The sequence below is a fragment of the Saccharothrix sp. DSM 118769 genome (assembly GCF_052936295.1).
In genome coordinates this window covers 2,016,654-2,030,461 of sequence record NZ_CP193627.1, presented here as the reverse complement: position 1 = coordinate 2,030,461, position 13,808 = coordinate 2,016,654, and the positions used below count along the sequence as shown (strand labels likewise).

10 protein-coding genes are annotated in these 13,808 nt (G+C 75.7%); all 10 read left to right on the top strand.

Annotated elements, in window-relative coordinates:
* Positions 1-31: 31 nt before the first annotated feature.
* Positions 32-3,097: a hypothetical protein gene (locus ACRAKJ_RS09625; RefSeq protein ID WP_438922779.1), complete on the top strand. Its 3,066-nt coding sequence runs from the start codon at positions 32-34 to the stop codon at positions 3,095-3,097.
* 28 nt (positions 3,098-3,125) lie between these two features.
* Positions 3,126-3,830, top strand: coding sequence for a DUF4255 domain-containing protein (locus ACRAKJ_RS09620; RefSeq protein WP_438922778.1), 705 nt, complete (start codon positions 3,126-3,128; stop codon positions 3,828-3,830).
* Positions 3,831-3,916: 86 nt separating this feature from the next.
* Positions 3,917-6,013 (top strand): AAA family ATPase, encoded by a 2,097-nt coding sequence (locus ACRAKJ_RS09615; protein ID WP_438922777.1) that lies wholly within the window; start codon positions 3,917-3,919, stop codon positions 6,011-6,013.
* A 25-nt stretch (positions 6,014-6,038) separates the two neighbouring features.
* The gene (locus ACRAKJ_RS09610; RefSeq protein ID WP_447008916.1) at positions 6,039-7,835 is read left to right on the top strand and encodes an eCIS core domain-containing protein; all 1,797 of its coding nucleotides are present in this window, start codon (positions 6,039-6,041) and stop codon (positions 7,833-7,835) included.
* 204 nt (positions 7,836-8,039) lie between these two features.
* Positions 8,040-9,557 (top strand): phage tail sheath subtilisin-like domain-containing protein, encoded by a 1,518-nt coding sequence (locus tag ACRAKJ_RS09605; protein WP_438921853.1) that lies wholly within the window; start codon positions 8,040-8,042, stop codon positions 9,555-9,557.
* Positions 9,558-9,584: 27 nt separating this feature from the next.
* The gene (locus ACRAKJ_RS09600) at positions 9,585-10,028 is read left to right on the top strand and encodes a phage tail protein (protein WP_306745517.1); all 444 of its coding nucleotides are present in this window, start codon (positions 9,585-9,587) and stop codon (positions 10,026-10,028) included.
* Positions 10,028-10,486, top strand: a complete 459-nt coding sequence (locus ACRAKJ_RS09595; protein ID WP_438921854.1) for a hypothetical protein — start codon at positions 10,028-10,030, stop codon at positions 10,484-10,486. Before ACRAKJ_RS09600 ends, ACRAKJ_RS09595 begins: the two co-directional genes overlap by 1 nt.
* A complete protein-coding gene (locus ACRAKJ_RS09590) occupies positions 10,483-10,641 on the top strand; it encodes a DUF6760 family protein (protein ID WP_438921855.1) in 159 nt (52 codons plus the stop codon). Before ACRAKJ_RS09595 ends, ACRAKJ_RS09590 begins: the two co-directional genes overlap by 4 nt.
* Before the next feature lie 2,551 nt (positions 10,642-13,192).
* On the top strand, positions 13,193-13,357 hold the full coding sequence (locus ACRAKJ_RS09585; protein ID WP_438921856.1) for a hypothetical protein: 165 nt from the start codon (positions 13,193-13,195) through the stop codon (positions 13,355-13,357).
* An 18-nt stretch (positions 13,358-13,375) separates the two neighbouring features.
* Complete coding sequence (locus tag ACRAKJ_RS09580; RefSeq protein WP_438921857.1) at positions 13,376-13,801, top strand: phage tail protein; 426 nt, start codon at positions 13,376-13,378, stop codon at positions 13,799-13,801.
* Positions 13,802-13,808 lie beyond the last annotated feature (7 nt).

Sequence of the window (13,808 nt, the reverse complement as noted above, 5' to 3'; positions counted from 1 at the left end):
ATTCCGGCGACTGACGGAGGTGGAGACCTTGGTGGGATGGCTGCGGAACCCGCACCTGGCCACGGCAACCGCGCTGGTGCTGCTGTGCGGTGCGGTCGTGGTGGTGGCGCACGGGGGCGCCACGTCGGCGGCGGCGCAGGAGGAACCGCCCGCGGCGGGCCGGATCGCCTACGCGGGCACCGGGCACCGCAGCCTCGGCGCGGTGGCGGCCCCCGTGCCCGACCAGCTCCGCGCGAGCGACCCGCTGCTCGGCGCCGGGCCCGCGCACCACGACGACCGGCCGTCCGCGCGCGGCGGGCTCGTGGTGTTCACCAGCCTGCGCGACGAGCCCCGGCCCCAGGTGTACGCGCGGGCCGGGGACGGCGCGGTGCGGCGGCTCACCGAGGGCCGTGACGCGGGCCGCCCGAGGCTGTCGCCGGACCTGCGGTCGGTGGTGTTCGACTCCGCCGAGGGCGGGCAGCGCGACCTGTGGCGCGTCGGCGTCGACGGCACCGGCCTGACCCGGCTCACCGACACGCCCCACGACGAGACGTCGCCGTCGTTCTCGCCCGACGGCGCGCAGGTCGTGTTCTCCGCCGACCCCGACGGCGACGCCGAGCTGTACCGGCGGCCGGTGGCGGGCGGCGCGACCACCCGGGTCACCGACGAACCGGTGGGCGCGGCCGTCGAACCCGCGTGGAACCCGGTGGACGGCCGCATCGCCTACACCCTGGACAGCGGTGACGGCACCCGGTGGCTGCGGCTGGTGGGCGACGACCCGGCGGCGGGCGTCCCGCTGCTGGGCGGCGGGCAGGCGGAGTGGCGCGGCCGGTCGCCCGAGTGGCTGCCCGACGGCACGCGCCTGCTGTTCCTCAGCCTCGACCAGGTGTGCTCGTGCCCGGCCGACCCGAACGTGGAGAAGGTCTACCGCGCCGACACCGCGCCCGGCGTGCCGGTGGTCGCGCCGCCCGACCTGCTGCTGGCCGAGGACCGCGTCGTCGGCGCGCCCACGTGGCTGGTGGACGCGGGCGGCGAGCAGCTCGTGGTCGGCCGCACCACCGCGCCGACCCGCTCCACGGCGGGCCTGCTGGACGTGCGCCCCGACGGGGCGGACCCGCGCGACCTCGGCGTGCCCGTGCTGCGCGAGGACCCGGAGGCGGTGAACGACCCGAACCTGCTGTTCCGCCCGCGCCCCGGCTTCGACCCGTGGACGCAGCGGCAGTCCTACTCGCCCGACGGGCGCACGATCGCGTTCAGCCGCTTCGAGGACGGCGAGGGCGGGCGCGTGCAGCGCGTGTGGCTGGTGGACGCGGACGGCGGCAACCCGCGCCGGCTGCCGGTGGCCGACCGCGCGGCGACGGACTGGGAGTTCGACGCCGCGTGGTCCCCGGACGGCCGGTCCCTGGCCTTCGCGCGCCGGACGCCGGGAGGGGTGCGCCCGGCGGGCGGGCCGAGCCGCGTGGTGGTCGTCGAGGTGGCGACCGGCGCGGTGACGGGGCGCCTGCTGCCGCCGCCCGGCGCGGCCGACCAGGAGGACACGCAGCCCGCGTGGTCCCCGAACGGCCGCACGCTGTCCTTCACCCGCGGCCGGGTGTTCGACGGGCCGACCGCCGAGGTGCGGGACAACCACGTGTGGACGGCCCGCGCCGACGACCTGGGCGGGCAGCGCGACGTCTCCGCCGCGGTGTGCGGCTTCGACTGCGAGGTCACCGACGACAGCTCGGCGTTCAGCCCGGACGGCCGCACGCTCGTGGTCAACCGGGAGGCCGACGGCGTGCTGCTGGTGTCCCTGGCGGACGACGGCTGCACCGTGCTGTTCCCGCGCGGCCGGGACACCTGCGCCGAGCCGCTGAGCGCGCCGGGCGGGCCGTTCCAGCCGCGCGACGCGGCGTTCTCGCCGGACGGGTCGCGGGTCGTGCTGACCGCGCGGCGCGCGGGGGACGCGCGGTCGCCGGAGGAGCTGCTGGTGGTCGACGTCGGCACGGGCGCGGTCACGCGGATCACCGCCGACCTGCCCGGCCGGCAGAAGGAGCCGACGTGGCAGCAGTCCGTCGACCTCGCCGTGCTCGCCCCGGCGGACCTGCCCGACTCGGAGACCGGCGCCACGACCCGGCTGGAGGTGGAGGTGGTCAACCGGGGGCCGGCCACGTCGCCGGGCAGCGCGCTGACCGCGTCCGTGCCGGGCGGCGTGCGGCCGGTCGCGCTGCGCCCGGACCGGGGGGCGTGCGACGTGGCGGGGGTGCGCTGCGACCTCGGCGTGCTGGCCCCCGGTGACGTGGTGCGGGTGTCGGTCGAGCTGGTGGGCGTGGTGGCCGGTCGGCACGAGCTGACGTGGTCGGTCGCGGGACCGGTGCTCGACGCGCTGCCCACCGACAACGCCGCGACCACCGCCGTGCCGGTGCGCGACCCCGCGCCCGCCCCGCCGCCGCCTCCCCCGCCGCCCGCGCCGCCCGCTCCCGCGCCGCCGCCCGCCGCCGGGCCGTCGTTGACCGTCGTGGTGCAGCCCGACCCGTCGTACGTGGGCGGGCGCACGACGGCGACGTACGCGGTCCGCAACGGCGGTGGGGGCCTGGCCACCGGCCTGCGGCTGGACTGGCAGCTGCCCGCGCGGGTGCCGGTCGCGGCCCTGCCGCCCGGCTGCTCGGTGACCGGCTGCCCGGTGCTGCCCGACCTCGCGCCCGGCGCGGCGCAGGTGGTGCAGGTGGTGCTCGCGCCGGACGCGCCGCTCCAGGCCGTCGCGCGCGGCGTGCTGCGCACCACCGGCACCGACGCGAACCCGGCCGACAACACCGCGAGCGCGCCGGTGCGCGTGCTGCTGCCCAGGATCGTGGCCGTGCCGCCGATCGGCGAACCCGGGTTCGTCACGTCCGTGCGGGGCCTGGACTTCCCGCCCGGCGTGCCCGTGCGGTTGACGTGGACGCCCGGCATCACCGCGGCGGCGGCCCCCGTGCTGCCGCGCGCCGACGGCGGGTTCGCCGCGCAGCTGCTGATCCTCGGCAAGGACTCGACCGGCCCGCGCACCATCACCGCGGCCGGACCGGGTTTCCGGTCCGCCACCACGCCGTTCCTGGTGGTGCCGGGCTCCATCCAGCCACCGGACGTGGTGCGGCGCCGGTGACCCGGGACGACGACGGAGGAGGTGTCGGGTGATCCACGAGGTGGACGAAGCGATGCGCAAGCTGTTCGCGGCCGGCGACGTGCCGGGCGGCGGCGGTGAGCTGGCGTTCGACCCGCCCACGACGGACTGGGTGGCGCGGCGCAACGCGCCGACGGTCAACGTGTTCCTCTACGACATCCGCGAGGACCTGACTCGGCGCTCGACCGGCTCGCTGGCCGTGCACGAGGACGAGCACCTGGTGGGCCACCGCCGGCCGCCCCGCTGGTTCCGGCTGTCCTACCTGGTGACCGCGTGGACGAACCGGTCGCAGGACGGGCACCGGCTGCTGTCGCAGGCGCTGGCGTGCCTGGTCGCGACCAACCGGCTCCGGGCGGAGTGGCTGTCCGGGTCGCTGGCCGACCTGGACCTGACGGTCGGCGTCGAGGCGGGCGGCGCGGTGTCGGAGGGCCGGGCCGCGACCGACGTGTGGTCGGCGCTCGGCGGTGAGCTGAGGCCGGCGATCAACGTGGTGGTGACCGCGCCGGTCGTGGGCACGCTCGCCCCGGCCGCGCCGGCCGTGGACGGTCTGGTGCTGGTCGGCCCGTCCGGCGACGAGGGGCGCAGGCTGCGCTACGACGAGGCGGGGACCTCTGGCGGGGCCGGCGGGGTAGGCGGGTCGGGTGTCGGGTTCACCGCGCCCCGACCGCGTCCGCTGCCCGCCGACCGCCGCCGCCACGCGGGCCCGATCCGATGACGGCCGAGGTGGTGAGCGCGGATCGGGCAGGCCCTGTGAGTCCGGCGGGTCCGGCAGGTCCGGCAGGTCCGGCGGGCGCGGGTCGCGTGGCCGCCGCCGGGGCGGGAGGCGGCCCGGCGCGGACCGGGACGGGCGCGGCCGACCTCGCGTACCTGTGGGGCCGGTTGGGCGCGGTCGAGCAGAGGGTGCGCCGGGTGGTGGCGGTGCGCGCGGAGGGTGATCCGCTGCCGGACGACCCGCACCGCGGCCTCTACCTGACCGCGGACGTCGTGCGGCGCATCCTGGACGAGCCGCGGCGGCTGGGCGAGCCGCCCGAGGACGACCCGGAGCTGGCCGCGCTCGCCGCGCTCGCCCCCGACGGCGGCCCCCGGCTGCTGCGGCTGGCCCGGCGGTTCGACCTGACGCCGCTGGACGTGGAGTTCCTGCTCGTCGCGCTGGCACCGGACGTCGACGCCCGGTTCGAGCGGCTCTACGCCTACCTCAACGACGACGTCACCCGCCGGCGGGCCACGGTCGGGCTGGCGCTGGAGCTGTGCGGGCTGCCCCCGGCGGCCCCGGCCCGGTTCCGGTTCGCCGCGTCCGCGCCACTGGTGGCGGGCGGGCTGGTCGAGGTCGTCGACGGCGGCCTGCCCGCGCTGTCGCGGGTGCTGCGGGTGCCCGACCGGGTCGTCGCGCACCTGCTGGGCGCGGACGAGCCGGACCCGGTGCTCGCCGGCGCCGCCCGCGTGGTGCCGGCGGGCGGCGACCCCGGCCCGGACCACCGGCTCGGGGCCGCGCTGCGGGCCGGGGTGTCGGTGGTCCACCTGCGCGAGCGCGACGGGGACGGCGGGCGGGTGGCGTGCGACGCGCTGTCCGTCGCCGGGCTGGGCGCGGTGGTGCTCGACGCCCCGGCACTCGCCGCCGCGGCACCGGGCCCGGCGGGGACGCCGCTGGTCCGGGCCGCCGTCCGGGAGGCCCGGCTGCGCGGCGCGGGCGTGGTGCTCGGCCCGCTGGACACCCTCGTGCCCGACCACGTGGGCGTCGTGCGCGACCTCGTCGCCCTCGCCGGCGACGTGCCGCTCCTGCTGCACGGCCGGGGGCACTGGGACCCGTACTGGACCGCGACGCCGGTCCCGTCGGTGGACGTGCCGTCCCCCGACCCCGGGCAGCGGGCCCGGTGGTGGGCGGGGGCGTTGGCGCGGGCGACCGGGACCACCGCGGACGACTCGCTGGTGGCGGCGCTGTCGGGCTACCGGCTCGGCGCGGACGAGGTGACCCGGGCGGTGGACGTCGCGGCGGGGCTGGCCGTGCTGGAGGACCGCCCGGTGGGCCTGGGGCACGTCCGCGCCGGCGTGCGCGCCCAGAACGGGGCCGGGCTGGAACGGCTGGCCCGCCGCATCACGCCCGCCGTCGGCTGGGACGACCTGGTGCTGCCCCCGCCCACCCGCGCCCAGCTCGACGAGCTGGTGGTGCGGGCCCGCTACCGCGACCGCGTGCTCGGGCAGTGGCGGATGCGGCCCGGCGGCGGCCGGGGGCGCGGGGTGGTGGCGCTGTTCGCGGGCGAGTCGGGCACCGGCAAGACGATGTCGGCCGAGGTGGTCGCCGCCGAGATCGGCATGGACCTGTACGTGGTGGACCTGTCGTCGTTGGTGGACAAGTACATCGGCGAGACGGAGAAGAACCTGGAGCGGATCTTCACCGAGGCGGCGGGCGTGCACGGGGTGCTGCTGTTCGACGAGGCGGACGCGGTGTTCGGCAAGCGGTCGGAGGTCAAGGACTCGCACGACAAGCACGCGAACACCGAGTCCGCGTACCTGTTGCAGCGCATGGAGTCCTTCGACGGCATCGCCGTGCTGACCACGAACCTGCGGTCCAACGTGGACGAGGCGTTCACCCGCCGCATCGACGTGGTCGCGGACTTCCCGGTGCCCGACGCGGAGCAGCGGACCGCGCTGTGGGACCGCTGCCTGGGCACCGCCATGCCCCGCGCCGACGACCTGGACCTGGCGTTCTGCGCCGAGCGCTTCGACCTGGCGGGCGGCTCGATCCGGGCGTGCGCGGTGACCGCCGCCTACCTGGCCGCCGCCGCCGACCGGCCGGTGGCCATGGCGGACGTCGTGGCGGCGATCCACCGGGAGTACCGCAAGCTCGGCCGGCTCGTGCTGGAGAACGAGTTCGGACCGTGGTGGCAGGACCGGCCCTGACCGGCACAGGACGCAGGAGGAGCACGTGACGCACGCACACCACCATCACCACCACGGGCCGGAGCGCGACGACCCCGTGCCGGGCGTGGACCGCCCGGCCGACCGGACCGGCGACCTGCTGCGCGTCCAGCGCACCGCGGGCAACACGGCGGTCGCGCGGATGGTCGAGCTGGCCCGGGAGGCCGAGGCGGCGGGCGGGCGGGCCGCCGGGCAGCCGCCGGCGGTGCAGCGGTCGGCCGTGCACGACGTGCTGGACCGGCCGGGCACGCCCCTCGACAGCGGCACCCGCACCGAGATGGAGGCGCGCCTGGGCGCGGACTTCTCCGGCGTGCGGGTGCACGCCGACACCGCGGCGGCCCGTTCGGCGGAGGAGGTCGGCGCCCGCGCCTACACGTCGGGCGAGCACGTGGTGATCGGCCGGGGCGGCGGGGACCGGCACACGCTGGCGCACGAGCTGACGCACGTGATCCAGCAGCGGCAGGGCGCGGTGTCGGGCACGGACACCGGCGACGGCCTGCGGGTGAGCGACCCGTCGGACCGGTTCGAACGCGCCGCCGAGGCCAACGCCACCAGGGCGCTGAGCGCCCCGGCCCCCGACCCGCACCACCACGTGGACCGGCACGCCGGTCACGCCGATCAGGCCGGTCAGGCCGGTCAGGCCGGTCACGCGGACCACGGCGGCCAGGCGGACCACGGCGGCCAGGCGGACCACGGCGGTCACGGCGGCCACGACCACGGGGCGGGTGGGCCGGCCGTGCAGCGCACCCCGGCGACGTGGAGCCTGGAGCAGTCCGTGCGGGACGCGGCCGGCGAGCGGATACCCAACCCCAGGCGGTCCCAGTGGCCGGCCATCGCCCGGCGGGTCGCCGACTACTCGAACCTGCCCGCCGCCGACTTCACCGCCCGCGGGCTCCTGCTGGCCGAGTTGCAGGTCGCGATGGACGACTGGGAGCGCAACCAGGCCAGTCGCCTCACACCGGACCTCCACCGGGAGCAGACCGCGCGCCGGGCGACCATCATCAGGGGCCTGCGCCAGCTGGTGACCGGCGAGGTGAACGAGGTGAACGCACTGCGGCGGCAGGCCGGCGGCGAGTCGCTGGCCCGGACCCCGACCCCGGAGGAGCGGCCGCAACCGGCGCGGAGCGCGCCGATGGGCATCGGCATCCCCGGCGCGTCCGGCTCGGGGGCCGGCCGGCCGCGCTTCGACAGCGACGAGGACGACGACAACGGCCGTCGGCCGCTGCCCGCCAACGAGAACGTCAGCATCACCGCGTTGGACAGGCGCTACCAGAACGTGCCCGCGCTGCCGCCCGTGGTGCAGCTGCACGGCCACCTCACCCGCCCCGACAACCGGGAGGGCATCCACGAGGAGGGCCTGACGCGCGCCGGCGGCCAGGGCATCGGCCTGCCCGAGGACATGGGCGGCAGGCCGGGCGAGGGCGACCCGAACAACATCTACGTGCTGTCGGGCTCGCCCAACAGCACGGCCACCACGTTCGTCGCCCAGGACCTCGGCGACTACGCCCCCATCGGCGTGGTGAGCGGGCAGGGCGTGGCCTTCGACCGGGACGCGAACTACCGCGGTTCCGGCGCGTACACGCACGCCGGGGACGCGCCGCCGGTGCGCGACAGCGACGACGGGGACACCGGCCCGTTCTCCTTCACCCTGCCCGCGACGCCGACGACGCGGTCCGGCATCGCCGCCTTCATCAACCGGAGGCTGCCGCCGAACGCCCAGCTGAGCGAGGCCGAGGCCGTGCTGCGGGTGGAGGCGGAGCTGTACCGGCGCTTCCGGATGAACGTGGCCGAGTACATGGGCTGACCCGCCCCGGCACCGCACGACCCACCGCGCCCCGGCACCGCACCCCGCGGTGCCGGGGCGCGGTGCCGTGCGGGTGGGCGCGGTGCCCCTTCAGGCAGCGGGAGTGCCCCCGGCAGGGGTCCGGCGGTCCTGCCGCCCGGTGCGCCGCCCGACGAAACTCGTCCTCAGCAGAGCGGAAGAACGCCCGACAGACGAGGAGCGACCATGCCGCAGTACCTCTCCCCCGGTGTGTACGTGGAGGAGGTCCAGACCGGGGCGCGACCGATCGAGGGGGTCGGCACCGCGGTCGCCGCCTTCGTCGGGTTCGCCGAGCGCGGTCCCTTCCACCAGCCGACCCTGGTGACCAACTGGAACCAGTACGTGCGCGAGTTCGGCGGCTTCACCGAGGGCGCCTACCTGCCGCACTCGCTGTACGGCTACTTCGCGAACGGCGGCGGCGCGGCGTACGTGGTGCGCGTCGGCGGCGCGGCGCGGGAGGCCGAGCCGGTGGCCGCGGTGCCCGCGGTGCTGGGCGGCCTGCGCATCACCGCGCTGCCGGCGGCGGGACCGGACGTGACCGTCGAGGTCGCCGACGCCGACGGCGAGAACCCGCCCGAGGACCGGTTCAAGCTGCTGGTGCGGCAGGGCGAGCGGGTCGTGGAGACCTACGACGTGTCGACCCGCCGCAACCTCAAGAACTACGTGGTGACGCAGGTGACCGAGCGGTCCAAGCTGATCGCCGTCACCGAACAGGCCGGCACGGCGCTGAGCAGGCCGGACAAGCAGTCCGTCGCGCTGCCCGCCGCGCCCGCCGACGCGGCGAGGCCCGCGAAGGTCGACGCGAACGAGTACGTCGGCGACCCCGAGGCCCGCACCGGCTTCGGCGGCCTGGAGAACGTCGACGAGGTCACCATGGTCGCGGTGCCCGACCTGATGAGCGCCTACCAGCGCGGCATGATCGACCTCGAAGGCGTGAAGACCGTGCAGAACGCGGTCATCGGGCACTGCGAGCGGATGGGCGACCGGGTCGCCCTGCTCGACGCCCCGCCCGGCCTGTCGCCGCAGCGGGTCCGCACGTGGCGGCAGGACGAGGCCAACCACGACTCGCGCTTCGCCACCCTGTACTACCCGTGGATCAAGGTCTTCGACCCGGCGACCGGCCGCAACTCCCTCGTGCCGCCGTCCGGGCACGTCGCCGGCGTGTGGGGCCGCAGCGACGCCGAGCGCGGCGTGCACAAGGCACCGGCGAACGAGGTGATCCGGGGCGCGGTGGACCTGGAGGTCGCGCTCAGCAAGAGCGAGCAGGACCTGCTGAACCCGGTCGGCGTGAACTGCCTGCGCTCGTTCCCCGGTCGCGGCATCCGGATCTGGGGCGCGCGCACGCTGTCGTCCGACCCGGCGTGGCGCTACCTGAACGTGCGGCGGCTGTTCAACTTCCTGGAGGAGTCGATCCTGATCGGCACCCAGTGGGTGGTGTTCGAGCCGAACGACGACCGCCTGTGGGCGGGCATCCGGCGCAACATCACCGCGTTCCTCACCGAGCAGTGGCGGCAGGGCGCGCTGTTCGGCCGCACCCCGGCCGAGGCGTTCTACGTCAAGTGCGACCGGGACAACAACCCGCCGGAGTCGATCGACCTCGGGCAGGTCGTGTGCGAGATCGGCGTGGCGCCGGTCAAGCCCGCCGAGTTCGTGGTCTTCCGGCTCGCCCAGTTCTCCGACAACACCAGCCTCGTCAGCGAGTGACCTCTTCCCTTGTGAAAGGCGGCAGCCATGGCAGACGGTGATGCCCTCTCCACGCACATCTTCGGCCTCCAGCTCGGCGCGTACGTCGTCGAGTCGCTCCAGGAGGTCAGCGGTGTGACCGTCGAGGAGGACGTGGTCGAGATCTCGCAGGTGACCCCGCAGGGCAAGCCGCTGCTGCGCAAGCAGCCCGGTGCCCGCAAGGGCGGCGAGATCACCGTCACCCGCGGGATGGACAAGAGCAAGGAGTTCACCAAGTGGCTCAAGGAGACCCTCAACAAGGGTGACGTCGAGTCCGCGCGGCAGAACATCACGATCGAGATCATGAACAGCAAGGGCGAGACCGAGCGGCGGCTCAACCTGGTCAACGGGTGGGTCAGCCGGTGGGAGGGCCCGTCGCTGAAGGCGGGCGAGTCCAGCGCCGCGACCGAGAAGGTGACGATCACCTTCGAAGACATCACCCTCGAAGACTGATGCGCCGCCGGGTGATCGGCCTCGACTCGCTCGACGAGCTGGCCGAGGTCAAGAAGAAGCCGGTCGCCACCCCGCCCGACGCGCCCGCCGCGCTCACCGAGTTCGAGTTCGAGCTGCCGCGCGGCTACGTGGACGGGGACGGCCAGGTCCACCGGCACGGCCGGATGCGCCTGGCCACCGCGCGGGACGAGTTGAGGCCGCAGATCGACCTGCGGGTGAAGGAGAACCCCGGGTACCTGAGCGTGCTGCTGCTCAGCACGGTGATCACCGAGCTGGGCGAGGTCGACGAGGTGAACGTGGGCGTGGTGGAGCGCATGTACGCCACGGACATCGCCTTCCTGCAGGACTTCTACCGGCGGATCAACAGCGAGGGGCACACGCGGGCCGGGGTGTCGTGCCCGTCGTGCGGGAGCGCGTTCGAGGTGGACCTGGCCGGTGGTCGCCTGGGGGAATCGTGACGTACGCGGCCGACCGGCTGCACGAGGAGGTCGCGTACGTGGCCTACCACTTCCACTGGCCGCGCGACGAGATCCTCGACCTGGACCACCGCGAGCGGTTGCGCTGGGTGACGGAGATCGCGCGCATCAACACGAAGGTGAACGAAGGGGGGTGACCCGATGGGCTTCTGGTCCAGATCCCGCACGCCGGCACCGGTTCCTGTTCCGGTTCCCGTTCGAGCTGGTCGGTCTACTTCGGACGGTGGTTGGCGCGCCGCGCCGAGGATGGAGGGCGTGCTGCAGCGAACGTCGATGGCCGTGACCGACGGCCTGCGCTTCCGCGACAGCCTGGCCGCGTGGCGCGGCCACACGATCAGCGGCGACCTGGGCCACTCGGTCACCTCCACCGCGCCGGCCGGTGTCGTCCACGGCGTGGCCCGCCCGACCGGCGTGCCGGGCGAGTACTCGGCCGCGCACCCACTGACGTTCGCCCACCGCCCGTTCGACGGCGGGGAGGGTGGCGGTGAGGGTGGCGGCGGAGAGAGTGGCGGAGAGGAACCCGCTCGCCCCGTGATCGGTTTCGGTGCCCGAGCGCGGAGCATCGCCCGCGCCCTCACCCGGACCGGGCGGCGCGGCGGTGCAGTCGGCGGTGCGGAGGCGCGGAACGGAACCGGCTCCGGGGTCGGTCCCGTGGTCGCTCGCAGCACTGCTCAGGGTGTCGCTCCGGGGGCTGCTCCAGGCACCGGGTCCGGCGTCGGCGGCGCATCACGCGGCGGATCAAGCGGCGGAACGGGAACCAAGGCCGGTGCTGGGACGAGCGGCGGGTCCGGCACCCGGTCGGGCGCGGGGCCTGGCGGCCGGTCGAGCGGCGGGACAGGTGCCGGATCGAGCGGTGGGTCGGGTGCCGAGCCGAGCGGTGGGTCGAGCACCGGGGCAGACAGCAAGACGGGCCTCGGCCCGAGCACCGGAGCAGGTGGCAAGGCGGGCGGCGGACCGAGCGCCAGGTCTGGCACCAGGGCGAGCAGCGGGCCGAGCACCAAGGCGGGCGGCGGATCGAGCGCCGCGCCGGGAACCGGGTCCGGTAGCCGGGCGGGTAGCGGACCGGGCGCCGGAGTCGGCGGTGGGTTGGGTGGCGACTCCACCAGTGTGCTGGGCATGGGGCCGAGCGGTGGGTTCGCCGGCAGTCTGGGCGCGGGAGCCGGCGGGGTGTTCGGCGGCGGGTCGGGTACGGGTTCTGGCGGCGGACCGGGCGCAGGGTCGAGCAGCGGAGCCGGCGCAGGCTCGGGCAGCGGACCGGGTTCGGGTGGCGGGACCGGCGTGGGTCCGGTCGCGCACTCGGGCGGCGGAGCTGGGGCCGGAGCAGGCGCGGGCGGCAGGCCGGGCTTGAGTTCAGGCGGCTGGTCCGGCGCGGGTTCGGGCGGCGGGCCAGGCTCTGGCGGCGGGACCGGCGCAGGTTCAAGCGGTAGGGCCGGCGCGGGTTCGAGCGGCGGGCCGGGCTCTGGTTCGGGCTCGGGCGGCGTGGTCGGCGCGGGCTCGGGTGGTGGGTCGGGATCGGGATCGGGCGGCAGGTCCGGGGCGGGCTCGGGTGGCGGGGCAGGGTCCGGCGTTGGGCCGGGTAGTTCGGTGGCCATGCCCGTGGTCGGCTCGAATGCGGGTGGCGGTGGTGCCCGATCGGCTTCAGGGGCCGGGAGTCGGTCCGGGGGGTCGGCGGGTAGTGGGAGTGGGGCCGCTGGTGGTGGCGGTGTGTCTCGGCCTGCTGGGGGCGGTGCCTCCGGTGGGCGGGGTGGGACCGGGGTTGCGGTCGGTCGTACGGGTGGGGGTGGGGCTCCGCTGCTGGGGTCGGCTTCACCTGCGGTGCAGCTCAGGGCCATTGGGCGGCCGTTGATCTCGGCGCGTCGCGAAGTCACCCCGCTTCGGCCGCTTTCCGTTGTCCGACAGGGTGTTCCCGGTCATCCGCCGGTCAGGACGTCCCCGGCTCCGGCTCCGGCCCCGGCTCCGGTGGAGCCGGTTGTTCAGCGCAAGATCACTCGAACGGGGACACCTGGTACACGTCCGGTGATCGGGATCGGCTCGCCGCTGCCCGAACTGCCGCCTACCGCGTCCGGTGAGCCCGCCGGTGAGCCCACCAGTGAGGCTGTCGGTGCTCCTGCTGCCTCTCCGGTTCAGCGTCGGGTCACCCCGCCCGTCGTGGTCCGGCAGCCGACGACCGGGTCAACACCCGAGCGGCGCGCACTGCCGGTGGTGCCGCTCGTCCAGCGCAGTGCCGGGAAGGCGGATCTCCGGACCGTCCCGCTCATCGCCGATCGGCCGCTCGCCCGGCCTCCCGAACGTCAGGGGTCCGCGTCCGCGGCCCGTCCGGTCGTCCCCCTGCGGCACTGGGGACCGGGATCACCGGCGGTTCAGCGGTCGCCGCAGCAGACGCGACGGGTGCAGGAACCGGGGCGGGTGCAACTGCCGCGATCGGCGGGAGCGGTGGGAGCGCTCGGGACAGCGGGAGCGGCGGGAACGGCGGGAACGGCGGGGAGTGGCGGTGCGCGGCCCGAACGCCTGCCGGTCAAGCCCGCTTACCCGCCCCGGGTCATGGAGCCGCCGGTCTCGGCCCCGGCCCCGGCGCGGGCCGTGCAGCGCGGTACCGCGACGCCGCACGCCCGGGTGGTCCAGCGATCCGAAGCACCGGCCGGCGCAACCACGGCTAGCACGACGAGCACGAACAGCACGGCCGGCGCGGTGAACGCGGCGAACGCGGCAGGCTCCGCCCGGCACGGCACCAACCCCAGGACCGACCTCGAAGACCTCGCCCGCCACCTCGTCGACCCCGTGGGCAGGTTGCTCCGCGCCGAACTGCGGCACGGCCGCGAGCGCGCCGGGCGGCTGCACGACCGGCGCCGGTAGAACCAGAAGGGAAACCCCGTGTCCGACACGATCTTCGCCACCAGCGTGTTCTTCCGGCTCTCCATCGCCGGCAACGACCTCGGCGCGTTCCACACCTGCGACGGCATGGGCGCGCAGATGGAGGTCGAGCAGTTCACCGAGGGCGGCAACAACGGGTTCGCCCACCAACTGCCCTCGCGCATCACCTGGTCGAACATCACCATGACCCGACCGGTCACCTCCGACAGCGCCAAGGTCGTGAAGTGGCTGAACGACGTGATCAAGCGCGTCGAGCGCAAGGACGGCGAGATCGTCGCGCTCACCCCCGACATGACCCCGATCGCGAGCTGGCAGGTGCAGGGCATCGTCCCGGTCCGCTGGCAGGGCCCCTCCTTCGACCCCGGCAGCTCGCAGGCGGCCGTGGAGACCCTCGAATTCGCCCACGAGGGCATCGAAGCGTCCTGAGAGGACC